A 13,262-nucleotide genomic window follows, 5' to 3' on the forward strand; every position below is an offset into this window, starting at 1 on the left:
CGCGTCCTGATCGGGATCTTGAACACAGATCCTAGGTGTAGCCGCCCATTATCCCTATGGCAACCGATGACAAATTAGTGGACATTTAGCGCCATAAATAAGGAGAAAAGCCCATGAGCAAAAAAATTGCAGTGATCCTTTCCGGCTGTGGCGTTTACGACGGCGCCGAAATCCACGAGAGCGTGATCACTCTACTGCGATTGGACCAGCGCGGCGCTCAGGTGCAGTGCTTTGCCCCAAACATCGCGCAGCTGCATGTGATCAACCATCTGACGGGGGAAGAAATGCCCGAGTCGCGCAATGTGCTGGTGGAATCCGCGCGAATCGCACGGGGCAATATCAAGGACATTCGCGAAGCCAGTGTCGATGACTTCGACGCGCTGATCGTGCCGGGCGGTTTCGGCGCGGCGAAAAATCTGTCGACCTTTGCCATCGAAGGCGCCGGCTGCTCGGTGCATCCGGACGTTCTGGCGCTGACCGAAGCCTTCGCCGAAGCGGGTAAGCCGGTCGGGCTGATCTGCATTTCTCCGGCGCTTGCGGCGAAAATCTATGGTCCTGGCGTGACCTGCACCATCGGCAACGATGCCGAGACAGCTGCCGCCATGAACAAAATGGGGGCTACTCACGCGGATTGCGCGGTGACTGACATCGTTGAAGACAAGGCGCGCAAACTGGTGAGCACCCCGGCTTACATGCTCGCTCAGAGCATCGGTGAGGCGGCATCGGGGATCAATAAACTGGTCGACCGCGTGCTCGAACTGACCCACGAAAACGACGTGTAAAAGAAAAATCAAAAGATCGCAGGCTTCGCCAGCTCCTACGTGGACTGGATGCGCACCTTTTTAAGAGCCTGCGATCGCTTCAGGGCTTGCGGGAAAGCCGTGTGAGTATCCGGTCCAGCGCATTGGCAAACGCTTGCTTCTCGCGCTCGCCAAATGGCGCTGGACCACCGCTCATCTGACCCTGCTCACGCAGATCGGTGAACAGGTTACGCACCGCCAGTCGATCGCCCATGTTCTGTGCATCGAACTCCTTGCCACGCGGATCCAGAGCAGCAACGCCCTTCTTCACCAGACGATCGGCCAGCGGTACATCACTGCAGATCACCAGCTCGCCAGGCACCGCGTGTTCCACCAAATAGTCGTCTGCCGCGTCCGGCCCGCTGGGCACCACAATCAATTTCACCAGGGCCAGCCCCGGTTTGATTTGCGGCTGCCCGGCCACCAGCACCACTTCGAACTGGCGCTTGAGGGCGAACTTCACGACCAGGTCCTTCGCCGCCCGAGGGCAGGCATCGGCATCGATCCACACACGCATGAATGTTTCCTCTTTAAACACCAATCAGGTCAGGAAACCTGAACCCGCCGCTTCTCCGCCAACCGGCTACGGCCATACAAGACAATGATCGCAATGATCGCCGCCGCCTGCGCACTCAGCGAATAGGCATCAGCCTGGATGCCCAGCCAGTCGAAGTCAAAGAATGGCACAGGATGGGTGCCAAAGATGCCGGCTTCCTGCAATGCCTTCACGCCATGCCCGGCGAACACGACCGACAACGCGCACAGCAGTCCAGCGTTGATGCCGAAGAACAACGACAACGGTAGTTTTGCCGAGCCTCGCAGGATCACCCAGGCCAAACCGACCAGCAGCACCAACGCCGTTGCTCCGCCGGCCAACACCGCGTTATGACCGGCCGGGCCCGCCTGCAACCACAAGGTTTCGTAGAACAGGATGACCTCGAACAACTCGCGGTAGACGGAGAAAAACGCCAGCGTCGCGAACCCGAAACGCCCACCACCGCCCACCAGGCTGCTCTTGATGTAATCCTGCCAGGCCGCCGCATGACGGCGATCGTGCATCCAGACGCCGAGCCATAGCACCATGACGCTGGCAAACAGTGCCGTCGCGCCTTCGAGCAATTCGCGCTGGGAACCGCTGACATCGATCACATACGCCGCCAGCGCCCACGTGGCCAGACCTGCCAGCAGCGCCAGGCCCCAACCCGCGTTGACGCTGCGCACGGCGGATTGCTGGCCGGTGTTACGCAGGAACGCAAGGATCGCCGCCAGCACCAGAATCGCTTCCAGGCCTTCGCGCAACAGAATCAACAGACCGGAAATATAACTCAGGGACCAACTCAGACCGTCACTGCCCAACAGACCGGCCGATTCCTTCAATTTGGTTTTCGCCGTGTCCAGTCGTTGCTGAACCTGGGCCACTGGCAGACCATCCTGCAATGCCTGACGGTACGCCATCAGCGATTTTTCAGTGTCCTTGCGGACGTTGGCGTCGACGTTGTCCAGGGAGCTCTCGACCAGTTCGAAGCCCTCCAGGTAAGCCGCTACCGACAAGTCATATGCCTGATCGTGATCGCCGGCTCGATAGGCCGCGATGCTCTTGTCCAGAGTCGCTGCCGTGTAGTCGAGCAGTTGCGCCGGGCCGCGCTTGGCCTGCGGTGGCTGAGCTCGCTGTGCACGATAGACCCCGGCGGCTTGCTGTCCTTCGGCGGCCTGCACTTCAGCAGGCGTTTGTCGGGACAGGTCCGCAATGTTGTAGGTTTTCTCAGATGCCGCAGCAGCCGGATCGGCGCTGAAGCTGGCGATATAGGTCGCCAGGTCCCAGCGCTGACGATCGTCCAGTTGATCTGCAAAGGCTGGCATATCGGTGCCTTCGATACCCAGGCCCAGCGTGCTGTAGATCGCGTAGAGACTCAGGTGATCCATGCGTGCGCTGTCGCGCAAATTGGATGGCGGCGGCGTCAGGCCAACGCCAGCCGGGCCGTCGCCTGCGCCCGCATCACCGTGGCAGACCGAACAATGCTGTGCATACAGCGGCGCACCCCGGGTCGGGTCGGGCGTAATGATCGGCGCCTGACTGACTTCGTAAGCGACGGCGAGTTTTGCACCGAGCTGCCGCGCCTGACGGGTGACGTCCGCGCCGTTCCGGTGTTCGGTAACGGCACTGCGCAATGCGCTGACGCCCTGCTCCAGCCCGACTTGCTCCGGCTTGGCGGGCATCGCGACGATCAGGCCTTGTAGCGCTTTTATGGAATCGAGCTGCGCCTGGTATTTGGATTCATTGATGACCTTGCCCGCCTGGACCGCTTGCGGATAGTCGGCGCCAATGTAATCGAGCATGTGCAGCGCTTGTGGCGCGCCTTCCACGGTGTCGGCCAGCAGTTGGAAACTGCCGAGCGCAGCGAGCGGCAACACGAGCCAAGCCAGTAGTCGTGACGGGGCAATCATGAATGAATCTCAGTTGGAAATACGAAGTTACACATTGTTCACTTCGAATCCCATTCACTCAAGCTTTGTTCGCTGATACCGGACGTTCTGCGCAGATTCAAGGTGGAGTCAAAGTGTCTCGGTCAGCTGAATTAATTGTGGCGAGGGAGCTTGCTCCCGCTGGGCAGCGAAGCGGCCCCAAAAAAGGGCCTGCTACGCAGTCCAGCGGGAGCAAGCTCCCTCGCCACAGGTTTTGCGTAAGGCTTAACTGAATGCAATGACCATATTATTCAGGCTCGCAAGCTTTACACCGCCGCCTTGCGCAATGTCGCCATAAACGCCGCCGCACCGATGAACAGTCCGGCAAACGTACGGTTCATGCGTTTTTGCTGCGTGGGTGTGCGCAGCAGACGCAGCACCTTCGATGCCAGGCCTGTGTAGCCGGCCATGACGATCAGATCCACACAGACCATGGTGACGCCGATGATCAGGTATTGAGCCAACAGCGGCGCATGCGGGTCAATGAACTGCGGCAGCACCGCCAGCATGAATACCAGTGCCTTGGGGTTGCTGATGTTGACCAGGAAGCCGCGGAACACCAGAGCCATCGGCTTGCCGATCTGACGTATCGCCGCATCGTCGCTCATGTCACTGGGCAGCGCGCGCCATTGCTTGATCGCGAGGTAAACCAGGTAGGCAACGCCGAACCATTTGATGGCATAGAACGCCGTGGCTGATGCGGTGAGGATCGCGCCTACACCCGCACCGACGATTGCAATCTGCACCGCCAGGCCCAGCTGCAAGCCGAGTGCGTTCCAGTAACCGCGCCAGAAACCGTATTGCAGACCACTGGACATCGACGCAATAGCGCCGGCACCGGGGGACAGGCTGATCACCCAGCAGGCGGCAAAGAACGCCAGCCATGTTTGAAGCTCCATTGCGCACCTCGACTTGGACTCGTTGACAGACGTCTAAGCTAATGCGGCGCTGGGCCGATGACTAATGATTTTTTTGCAGGATGTTGCGACTAAGGGACGTGCTGAGGGCCTGGAGCGGGCGTCGTCTGACAGACCGTGATCGCGAAGGTTTGCGGTTGGATTGCGGATGTGTGATCGACGCGCTCCCTTTGGGGAGCGAGCCTGCTCGCGATGACGAAATGTCATGCAACGGAAAAGCTATTTTTCAAACCCGCTCGAAGGAAACACATCACTTCCGCGCCAGCGTCGAACCGAGCGCTGGAAGAACAGGCTATTGGGTACTTGCACCATGGCGCTGCCGGTACCGAGTTCTTCGGCCTCGATCAGCGTGGTGTAGAGCAGGTTGATTGCCACCACCCGACCTTTGACGCCCGGTTTGTCGGTAGTGTCCACCAACTCGACCACATCACCGATGCGAAACGGGCCGACCGTAAAGATCAAAATGGCGCAAAGCAGATTGGAGAGCACGCTCCACATGGCAAAGAACGCCACAGCTGCTACGGCAACGAAACCGGACAATGCCGTCCAGAGCACCGTGGCCGATACCCCGAGTCGTTCCAGCACGAAGATCAGCGCACTGCCCATGATCAGCCAGCGCAGACCGCCCCGCAGCGGCAACAGCAACTGTGGTGGAAACGGATAACGCTCGCCCAGACGGTTCAGGCATTTGGCGACAAAGCGCTGGGCGATGTAACCCGCCAACAGGATCAGCAGAATCTGCACAACCAGCCAGATCGGTTCGATCCACACAGCCGACAGCGGTACCCTGAACGCTTCCATCAGGACAGCGCCTCCAGCTCCGCCTGCATGCTTTCGAGCAATTCGAGGGCTTCCATCCAGGCTTCCTCCAGCTCGGCTTCACGCACCTTCAGCCTGGCTTGTTCAGCCAGCAGATCTCGCAATTCGTTCTTGCGCGCCGGCTCGTAAATATCACTGTCACCAAGGCTGGTATCGATCTTCGCCAGTTTCTCGTGAAGTTTGCCCAGCTCGACTTCAAGCTTGTCCGCTTCGCGCTTGTGCGGCGCCAGTTGCTGACGCAATGCGGCGGCAGCCTGACGTTGGGCCTTCTTGTCGGTCTTGTCCGGATTGACCGGTGTGTTGCTGACCGGCGCATTGCGCTGACGATAATCCACCAGCCAACGGGTGTAGTCCTCAAGGTCGCCGTCGAACTCCTCGACCTTGCCATCCGCCACCAGGTAGAAATTGTCGGTGGTGCTTTTGAGCAGATGACGATCGTGGGAGACCACCAGTACCGCGCCCGAGAACTCTTGCAACGCCATGGTCAGTGCCAGACGCATTTCCAGATCGAGGTGGTTGGTGGGTTCGTCGAGCAGAAGCAGGTTCGGCCGGCCCCAGGCGATCAACGCCAAAGCCAGACGGGCTTTCTCACCACCGGAGAAATTCAGGACGGGCTCGTCGATACGCGCCCCACGGAAGTCGAAACCACCGAGGAAATCGCGCAGGGTCTGTTCGCGCTCGGTCGGCGCCAGTCGCTGCATGTGCAGCAATGGGCTGGCCTTGGAGTCGAGCGAGTCCAGCTGATGCTGGGCAAAATAACCAACCACGGTGTTCTCGCCACGGGTCAGGCGCCCGGACAACGGATCGAGCTCACCGGCAAGGTTTTTGATCAGGGTCGATTTACCGGCACCGTTGGGACCGAGCAAACCGATACGCGCACCGGGGGTCAGTTGCAGCTTGACCTTCTCCAGCACGGCTCGCTCGCCGTAACCCAATCGAGCGTCGGAGATGTCGATCAACGGGCTGGAGATCTTGTGCGACTCGCGGAAAACGAAGTCGAACGGCGAATCAACGTGGGCGGCGGACAATTCCTCCATCCGCTCCAGCGCCTTGATCCGGCTCTGCGCCTGACGGGCCTTAGTGGCCTGGGCCTTGAAGCGGGCGATGTAGCTTTCCATGTGCGCACGTTGCGCCTGCTGCTTCTCGTACGCCTGCTGTTGCTGAGCCAGACGCTCGGCACGGGCGCGTTCAAAGGCGCTGTAGCCACCGCGATACAAGGTGATCTTGCGCTGATCGACGTGCGCCACGTGATCGACCACGGCATCGAGGAAATCCCGGTCGTGGGAAATCAGCATCAAGGTGCCTGGATAGCTTTTCAGCCATTCTTCGAGCCAGATAATGGCGTCGAGGTCCAAGTGGTTGGTTGGTTCGTCGAGCAACAACAGGTCCGATGGGCACATCAATGCCTGCGCCAGGTTCAGACGCATCCGCCAGCCACCGGAGAAATCCCCAACCTGACGATCCATCTGATCGTTGGTGAACCCCAGACCGGCCAGCAGCTTGCGCGCCCGGGCGTCGGCGGTGTAACCGTCGGCGCTGTCGAGTTCAGCGTGCAGGCGGGCCTGAGCGGCACCGTCATGGGCCGCTTCGGCCGCGGCGAGGTCACGTTGCACCTCACGCAGGCGCAGGTCACCATCGAGCACGTAGTCGACCGCGATGCGATCGAGGGTGTCGATCTCCTGGCGCATGTGGGCGATGCGCCAGTCCGCCGGCAAGAAGCAATCACCCGAATCCGGGTGCAGGTCGCCCAGTAGCAAGGCGAACAGGCTCGATTTGCCGGCGCCGTTGGCACCGATGAGGCCGGCTTTGTGGCCGGCGTGCAGGGTCAGCTCGGCGTCTTCTAGCAGACGTTGAGGGCCACGCTGTAAAGTCAGGTTCTGAAGTCGAATCATAATGGCGGCGGAGTCTACCAGCTTCGCTCGCAACTGGCGCGAGTAGCACTATGTCCTCTGACCTGTGGAGCTTTTCCCTTACCACGTACGCCCGACCCGGCGTTGAACAGGCATGCCTGAAATTGCAGGCGGCGGGTGCGAACGTGTGCCTGCTGCTTTGTGGGCTGTGGCTGGATCAACGGAAAGTCGCATGCAGTGAGCAGCGATTGCAGCAGCTTGGACGCGTAGCCGAGAATTGGGACGCAGATGTCGTGCAGCCACTTCGTGCTTTGCGTACTCAATGGAAGGCCGCCGCGGCCGAAGATGCCGATCTGGATGCGTTACGCGAGAAAGTGAAGGCGCTGGAACTGGAAGCCGAGCGACGCCTGTTGCTGCGATTGGAGCAAACGGCGCAGCGATGGCCGCAAGATGAGGTGACCGATTTATCGGCCTGGCTGGAAGGTGTCGCGGCGGACACCGCCAACCTGGACCGCGACGCGCTGCATCAGCTGCGCGTCGCGGCGACCGGCACTTAGGAAGCGCTGGTCGGCGTGGTGCTGGTGCTCGACGAAGCGGCTGGCGTTGGCGCCGGCGAGGTAGCCGAGGTAGTGGCGGCTGGAGCAGTCGAAGCCGAAGCAGACGGTGCTGCAGCTGCTGGTTTGGCAGCAGGAGCAACGGTCGGTTTCACAGCAGCAGCCGGTTTTTTCACGGCAGGTTTTGCTGCAGGCTTGGCCGCAGGTTTTGCAGCCGGTTTAGCGGCGGCCGGTTTGGCGGCCGGTTTCGCAGCAGCAGTTTTTGCAGCCGGCTTGGCGGCAGGCTTGGCCGCAGCTTTTGCAGCAGGTTTAGCAGCTGGTTTTGCCGCCGGCTTGGCTGCGGTTTTTGCCGCTACAGGTTTCGCGGCAGGCTTGGCAGCCGGTTTCGCAGCAGCAGTTTTAGCGGCCGGTTTCGCCGCTGGCTTGGCAGCGGTTTTTGCGGCAACCGGTTTTGCAGCGGCCTTGGCAGCCGGCTTCGCAGCAGCGGTTTTAGCCGCTGGTTTGGCAGCAGGTTTTGCAGCTGGCTTGGCCGCTGGTTTGGCAGCAGCTGTTTTCGCCACAGCAGGTTTGGCAGCGGCAGTTCTTGCAGCTGGTTTGGCGGCAGCAGTTTTGGCGGCAGGTTTTGTTGCAGCTTTCACTGGTGCTTTCGCGGCAGCTTTAACCGGTGCTTTTGCAGCAGCTGGTTTGGCAGCGGCTTTCTTGGCAGGTGCAGAAGCAGGCTTGGCTGAACGCAGGGACAACGCCTTGCCGACAGCCTCTTGCACACGACCGACGCCCTGGGCCAGTTTCAGGCTTTCTTGAGCATCGCGTTTGAGTTGCAGAATGTAGGTACGCGTTTCGGATTGACGATCCTTGAGGGCATCGAGCAGGTCCTCAAGTTCTTTCACCGCACCCTTGGCTTTGGTCTGTGCCTTGGCCTTTCCGGCGGACGCCGCATCTTGCAATTTGGTGCGGGACTTGTGCAGTTTTTCCTGCGCTTTTCCGCGCTGCTTTTCCAGTTTGGCGAGCAGTTTTTCAGCATCAGCCAAGGCTTGTGAACAAGCGGTTTCCAAATGTTCGAGCAGGCTGCCCGAGAGTTGTTGGAGTAAGTGCAACGGGGTATTTACTGGCTTCTTGGTGGCCGACATGGTTTACCTCCTGGCTGACGTGGGTGCGGCTCATACTAGACCTCTGCAGACACCGCCGCTAGGTCATCTTGACAGTATCGAAAGCACTACGTTGCAAAGGATCGAAAATCTTCTGCGCCCACGCAAAACCAGTTCACCGTTAAGCGTATTTACGCTGGCATAATCTGCCGCATCTCAGGCCGGAGAGTGCCCATGTCGCGTTACCTTTTTTTATCGTTGTGCGTGTTTTTTTCCGTCGCGCAAGCTGCCGAAAAACCCACAGGAAATGACGCCCATGATCTCGCGTACAGCCTGGGTGCGAGCCTCGGTGAACGCCTTCGCCAAGAGGTTCCGGACTTGCAGCTGCAGGCGCTGCTGGAAGGCTTGCAGCAAGCGTATCAAGGCAAGCCGCTGGCGCTGAAAGACGAGCAGATCGATCAGATTCTGGCCGAGCACGAAGCGCAGATCGCGGAGCAACCGGCCATACCGCAAAGCGAAGTCGCACTGGAAAGAGAGCAGCGATTTCTCACCGAAGAAAAAGCCAAGCCGGGTGTTCGTGAGTTGGAGAACGGAATTTTGCTGACGGAGCTGACACCCGGCACCGGCGCCAAAGCCGGACCGAACGGAAAAGTGCAGGTGCTTTACATCGGACGCCTTCCCGACGGCTCGGTGTTCGATCAGAACAGTCAGCCGCAATGGTTCAGTCTCGACAGTGTGATCACTGGTTGGCGCACTGCCCTGCAGAATATGCCGGTGGGCGCGAAATGGCGTCTGGTGATTCCGTCAGCCCAAGCCTATGGCGCGGACGGTGCTGGCGACTTGATCGCGCCGTTCACTCCTTTGGTGTTCGAAGTAGAATTACGCGGCGCCACGGGTTAAACGGCGGGCACAAAAAAACGGCGCGCAAAGCGCACCGTTTTATCTTGCGGGAAGAGATTCAGGCCTGAACCGAATCCTCTTCCTTGTGAGCGGTGTGAAGCACTTCGATCAGGCAGTCTTCCAGTTCGAAGCGTTCATGCAACAAGCCACCCAGCTCTTTGAATTTCTCAGCGACACATTGACCGGCATCACACAGGTCGTTGAACGCGAGCAGCTTCTCGGTGATGACGTCGATACGAGGGTAGAGGGTCTCGGCCAACTCCAGCCCACGAGTATCGCCAAATGCCTTGGCCTCACCGGTCAACTGTTCGTAGATCTCGAAATGCCCCGCCGATACGTAATCGACCAGCACTCCGCAGAACTCCTGCAACGGCTTTCGGTTCTCGCCCAGAGCCTCAGGCTTGGCGCCGAGAGCATCATAGGCCCGAACCAGTTCGTGACGCTCCTGCAACCAGCGATCGATCAGCAGATGCACTCCACCCCATCGTTCTTGAGCATTCTGACAACTTTCGAGCATGGTGATCTCTCTTCCCTTGTGGGTCATGCTGCCCTACACCTGTCGCACACTTGAAGATCAAGGATCGGCCAGGCAGAGCGTCATTCGAGCAACATAATTCCAATGACACGTGCGGGCCAGATTATGCCCGCGCGACTATCGCTTCAAGGTACGCAGGAGAGAAAGTTCATACAAGTGTTTAATCGCCCGCCAGGGCCCGGTGCGACGACTCGCCGCTGAGTGGTCGGCGAAACGCGATCCAGAGCAGTCGCTGCATCTGCGCGCCTGCTAAAACCATCACGGCGACGAAGAACAACAAACTCCATTCAGGGATACTCAAGTCGAACAATGTCCAGGACATTTGCGCGCACTCGGCGGTGCCGCTGAACAATTGCTCCACCCTGCTCAACCAGGGTGCGTCCTTGAAAACCTCAGACAGACCGGACGAGCAATCGGACAAGTAACGCAGCGGATCACTCTGCAAAACCACTTGCCGCCAAGCCGTGACCATCCCCCCCAAGCTGCAGATAGATACAAGCAGCCAATACAGGGAAGTGCCGAGGCGCCCGGGCCCCTGCACCGCAGCCAGCAGACAAAAGCCGGTTAACAATGCCAGGCTGCCTCGCTGCATGAGGCACAAACCGCAAGGCTTGAGGCCGACCGCATATTCCAGGTAATAGGAAACGCCCAACGCCAGAGCACCCGCGATAAACGCCATGAAAAACAAGGATCGTGAGCAGGCCAAAGACATGGCTTTTCCGTAACAGTAAGAGACAAGCGTTTACGTTAGAGGAAAGAGAGCCGACCTTTCAAGGGATGCCAGCAGGGACAGGGCTATAGAGGTCGAGGGAATTGCCGACAGGATCTGGAGGATCAGGTGTAGCCCTTTGTAGGATGTTTCCTGCAAAGGACCACAAGGGAATAAATCTGACAGCTGGGGGTAATTTTTTGAAGAGGGAGCGGGCTCCCTCATCACAAAATCATGCGTGTACTGGTACCGGGAGCGGTGCTGCCAGCAAGCGTTCATCCAGTAGACCCAAACCTTCCTGGAACAGTTGATTGCTGCGTTCGGTATCGCCCAACTGTGCCAGCAGCCGCGCCAGTTCAGCGCAGGCCTCAGGGTTGCGCTGCACTCGCAAACTGCTCTCAAGATAGTCTCGGGCTTTGCCCCACAGGCTGCTTTGCAGACACAGGCGTCCCAGCGTCAGCAGCAGGCTCGGGTCAGCCGGATGGTCCTTGAGCCAGCCCTCGGCGGTTTGCAGTTGACGCGCCGGATCATTGCCTCGAACAAGTCCATACAGTCTGGCCAGATGGCTGTCATAGCTGCGCTTGAGCGCTGTACGCAAAACTTCTTCGGCTTCAGCCTGAGCACCCAGTTGACGCAATTGCTCTGCGTAGGCGAGCACCAACTGCGGCTCCTGGCGCTGAGCCGAGGTCAGTTGCTGCCAGGCGCGATTGAGTGACTGCAAGCCGACGGTTCCGTCTTCCTCCCGATGCGCGGCCAGCGAGAGATTTTCTCCCCAGGCTCGGCGCTCCAGTTCTGCGAGTTCGGAGGGGGGCAGAACCTTGTCCTTGCGCAGCTCTGGCAACAGACGAATTACTGCGGACCAATCGCCGCGCTGTTGATGCAGGCGTTGCAACTGACGCAAAGTCTGGACGTTATGCGGATGGCGTTCGTGCATGGCTTGCAGGGTGGCGAGTGCGCCTTCGGTGTCTCCACGGTCGGTTTGCAGTTGCGCATGGTTCAGGGCAATGGCCAACTCTGCCTGAGGCTGACGCTCCAGCGCGCGTTCGAGCAGGTTATCGCTCTCTTCGTACTTGCCCTGCTCGTTCGCGGCGCGGGCAGCGCCGAGGTAGTAAAGAAGCGGTTGACGCTCAGCTTCCGCAGCGCGATGAAGGTGACGCTGCGCGCTGGCCCAGCGACCCTCCGCCAGATCAAGTTGACCGTGTTCGATGGCCACCTGAACCCGGCGGCTGCGATTACGCCGCGACCACGGGTTGACCACGCCACTGGAGGTCATCACGAGCTCGATCAACGCCTTGATGCCCCAGAACACCAGCCAGAGCACCGCAACCAGCGCCAGGGTCGCCCACAGGCTCGACTCGAAACGAAAGCTTTTGTAGGCGATCAGGACATAGCCGGAATGCTCGGCAATGGCCAACCCAAGTGCCGCCGCCGCAGCGATCACCAGAAACACGATCACATAGAGGCGTTTCATGGTGTGGCCTCCTGCGCGGTGTCTGCGGCAGGCTTGGGCATCGGTTTGATCGAGTCCTCGGCGTTCACATTACGCCGCTCCAGATACCCCTGGACTGCGCTCAGTGTGCCGGTCAGGTCCGGTGTGACGACAGTGACAGGTTGCTTGCTCAGTTCGCCAACCTGCTCAAGCATCACTTTGCTCTGGGGATTATCCGGGTTGAAATTACCCTTGAGGACATCCCGCGCTTCGGCCAGCGCCTGAGTGTAAACCGCCGCCTGACCATTGAGCGCCGCCCATTGTGCCTGCTCCAGCGCCAGGCTCAACGCCAGGCGAACCTGGCTCAGGCTCTGACCTGCGAGTAATGGACGGACATTTTTGTCGGCATTGAAATCGATGCGAATGTAACGCGAGATCTGGTCCCACCATTGAGCCCAGCGACTGGCGCCATCGCCATCGGCGGTCAGCCCCAGCAGCGATTCGCCACGGTCCTTGTACTCGGGCGCCAGCTCGGTAAGGCTGATGACCTGGTCACGCAGAGCCCCCAGGCGCAGGAACAAACCGGTGCGATCAGGCTGCTCGGTACTGCGCAGCGCCACCAGCGTTTTGGCCACTTGCTCGCGAGCTGCAAAGGAACCCGGATCGTTTTGCTCGCGCAAAATCTCATCCGCTCCCTGGACCAGGGCCTGGGCGCTGCTGATGTCTTGCAGTGCAGAAAGACGCAGGCTGGCCAGGCGCAGCAAGTGCTCCGCCTCCGCCAGACGCCAATCCTTGCGACTGGCACCGAGCACTGTTTCCAGGCGCTGGTTCAGGCGTTGCTGATCGCCTTGCAGCTGAGTCACCAGACGGTTGCGAGCTTCAAGTTCGTCAGCAGGGGGAAGCTGCTCAAGCCGGGCGCTCAGACGCTGCTCATTGAGTTTCAGGCTCTGAGCCTGATCGTTCAACGCCTGCACCTGACTAAGCTGCTGCTGGTTGTTGGCTTGCAGGTGACGCACCTGCCAGACTCCCCAGCCGCCGACGGCGACACCGGCGGCGCCCAACAGCAGAGCGACGATTGCCAACCCATTGCTACGGCGCTCCACTGGCGCGGGTGGTTCAGTTTGAACCGGTGCTTCTCCTGGCGCGTCGAGCACCGGCAGGACGTCATCTTTTGGCAAGGCTGTTTCGCTCACGTGTCCAT

Annotated in this window: 13 protein-coding genes; 3 read left to right on the top strand and 10 right to left on the bottom strand. The window is 59.8% G+C overall.

Annotation, left to right across the window (positions count from 1 at the left end; genetic code table 11):
* Positions 1–113 precede the first annotated feature (113 nt).
* Positions 114–782 (top strand): isoprenoid biosynthesis glyoxalase ElbB, encoded by a 669-nt coding sequence (gene elbB / locus GBC55_RS01640; RefSeq protein WP_162440475.1) that lies wholly within the window; start codon positions 114–116, stop codon positions 780–782.
* A gap of 79 nt (positions 783–861) precedes the next feature.
* Here the strand turns inward: elbB and GBC55_RS01645 are convergent, their stop codons facing one another.
* From GBC55_RS01645 to GBC55_RS01665, 5 genes are all read right to left on the bottom strand, one after another.
* Positions 862–1,317: a YaiI/YqxD family protein gene (locus GBC55_RS01645; protein ID WP_075946435.1), complete on the bottom strand. Its 456-nt coding sequence runs from the start codon at positions 1,315–1,317 to the stop codon at positions 862–864.
* Positions 1,318–1,346: 29 nt separating this feature from the next.
* The gene (locus tag GBC55_RS01650) at positions 1,347–3,245 is read right to left on the bottom strand and encodes an FTR1 family protein (protein WP_162440476.1); all 1,899 of its coding nucleotides are present in this window, start codon (positions 3,243–3,245) and stop codon (positions 1,347–1,349) included.
* Positions 3,246–3,529: 284 nt separating this feature from the next.
* Positions 3,530–4,162, bottom strand: coding sequence for a LysE family transporter (locus GBC55_RS01655; RefSeq protein WP_162440477.1), 633 nt, complete (start codon positions 4,160–4,162; stop codon positions 3,530–3,532).
* A 237-nt stretch (positions 4,163–4,399) separates the two neighbouring features.
* Positions 4,400–4,981, bottom strand: coding sequence for a mechanosensitive ion channel family protein (locus tag GBC55_RS01660; RefSeq protein WP_162440478.1), 582 nt, complete (start codon positions 4,979–4,981; stop codon positions 4,400–4,402).
* Positions 4,981–6,891 carry an ATP-binding cassette domain-containing protein gene (locus tag GBC55_RS01665; protein ID WP_247266849.1) on the bottom strand — a complete coding sequence of 637 codons (1,911 nt, stop codon included), beginning with the start codon at positions 6,889–6,891 and terminating at the stop codon, positions 4,981–4,983. Before GBC55_RS01665 ends, GBC55_RS01660 begins: the two co-directional genes overlap by 1 nt.
* A 50-nt stretch (positions 6,892–6,941) precedes the next feature.
* Between GBC55_RS01665 and GBC55_RS01670 the strand changes: the two genes are divergently transcribed.
* The gene (locus tag GBC55_RS01670) at positions 6,942–7,406 is read left to right on the top strand and encodes a TIGR02444 family protein (RefSeq protein WP_162436703.1); all 465 of its coding nucleotides are present in this window, start codon (positions 6,942–6,944) and stop codon (positions 7,404–7,406) included.
* Here GBC55_RS01670 and GBC55_RS01675 read toward each other — a convergent pair.
* On the bottom strand, positions 7,403–8,530 hold the full coding sequence (locus GBC55_RS01675) for an AlgP family protein (protein WP_162436702.1): 1,128 nt from the start codon (positions 8,528–8,530) through the stop codon (positions 7,403–7,405). The two genes, GBC55_RS01670 and GBC55_RS01675, sit on opposite strands and share 4 nt — an antisense overlap.
* A 192-nt stretch (positions 8,531–8,722) precedes the next feature.
* Here GBC55_RS01675 and GBC55_RS01680 point away from each other — a divergent pair, with 192 nt between their 5' ends.
* Positions 8,723–9,388, top strand: a complete 666-nt coding sequence (locus tag GBC55_RS01680; protein WP_162436701.1) for an FKBP-type peptidyl-prolyl cis-trans isomerase — start codon at positions 8,723–8,725, stop codon at positions 9,386–9,388.
* Positions 9,389–9,446: 58 nt separating this feature from the next.
* On the opposite strand, the gene rsd is transcribed toward GBC55_RS01680, so the two are convergent.
* The 4 genes from rsd to GBC55_RS01700 form a co-directional block, all read right to left on the bottom strand.
* The gene (gene rsd, locus GBC55_RS01685) at positions 9,447–9,905 is read right to left on the bottom strand and encodes a sigma D regulator (protein ID WP_162436706.1); all 459 of its coding nucleotides are present in this window, start codon (positions 9,903–9,905) and stop codon (positions 9,447–9,449) included.
* Positions 9,906–10,083: 178 nt separating this feature from the next.
* Complete coding sequence (locus GBC55_RS01690; protein ID WP_162436700.1) at positions 10,084–10,635, bottom strand: disulfide bond formation protein B; 552 nt, start codon at positions 10,633–10,635, stop codon at positions 10,084–10,086.
* A 229-nt stretch (positions 10,636–10,864) separates the two neighbouring features.
* Entirely contained in the window at positions 10,865–12,103 is a 1,239-nt protein-coding gene (locus tag GBC55_RS01695; RefSeq protein ID WP_162436699.1) for a heme biosynthesis protein HemY, read from the bottom strand.
* Complete coding sequence (locus GBC55_RS01700) at positions 12,100–13,254, bottom strand: uroporphyrinogen-III C-methyltransferase (RefSeq protein WP_162436698.1); 1,155 nt, start codon at positions 13,252–13,254, stop codon at positions 12,100–12,102. The genes GBC55_RS01695 and GBC55_RS01700 overlap by 4 nt, the downstream gene beginning before the upstream one ends.
* Positions 13,255–13,262 lie beyond the last annotated feature (8 nt).

Source organism: Pseudomonas sp. TNT3 (assembly GCF_010095445.2).
Lineage (GTDB): Bacteria > Pseudomonadota > Gammaproteobacteria > Pseudomonadales > Pseudomonadaceae > Aquipseudomonas.

Bases quoted from the DNA above. Each gene is read 5' to 3' on its own strand.
- elbB (WP_162440475.1), top strand. From the start codon at position 114: ATGAGCAAAAAAATTGCAGTGATCCTTTCCGGCTGTGGCGTTTACGAC.
- GBC55_RS01645 (WP_075946435.1), bottom strand. From the start codon at position 1,317: ATGCGTGTGTGGATCGATGCCGATGCCTGCCCTCGGGCGGCGAAGGAC.
- GBC55_RS01650 (WP_162440476.1), bottom strand. From the start codon at position 3,245: ATGATTGCCCCGTCACGACTACTGGCTTGGCTCGTGTTGCCGCTCGCT.
- GBC55_RS01655 (WP_162440477.1), bottom strand. From the start codon at position 4,162: ATGGAGCTTCAAACATGGCTGGCGTTCTTTGCCGCCTGCTGGGTGATC.
- GBC55_RS01660 (WP_162440478.1), bottom strand. From the start codon at position 4,981: ATGGAAGCGTTCAGGGTACCGCTGTCGGCTGTGTGGATCGAACCGATC.
- GBC55_RS01665 (WP_247266849.1), bottom strand. From the start codon at position 6,891: ATGATTCGACTTCAGAACCTGACTTTACAGCGTGGCCCTCAACGTCTG.
- GBC55_RS01670 (WP_162436703.1), top strand. From the start codon at position 6,942: ATGTCCTCTGACCTGTGGAGCTTTTCCCTTACCACGTACGCCCGACCC.
- GBC55_RS01675 (WP_162436702.1), bottom strand. From the start codon at position 8,530: ATGTCGGCCACCAAGAAGCCAGTAAATACCCCGTTGCACTTACTCCAA.
- GBC55_RS01680 (WP_162436701.1), top strand. From the start codon at position 8,723: ATGTCGCGTTACCTTTTTTTATCGTTGTGCGTGTTTTTTTCCGTCGCG.
- rsd (WP_162436706.1), bottom strand. From the start codon at position 9,905: ATGCTCGAAAGTTGTCAGAATGCTCAAGAACGATGGGGTGGAGTGCAT.
- GBC55_RS01690 (WP_162436700.1), bottom strand. From the start codon at position 10,635: ATGTCTTTGGCCTGCTCACGATCCTTGTTTTTCATGGCGTTTATCGCG.
- GBC55_RS01695 (WP_162436699.1), bottom strand. From the start codon at position 12,103: ATGAAACGCCTCTATGTGATCGTGTTTCTGGTGATCGCTGCGGCGGCG.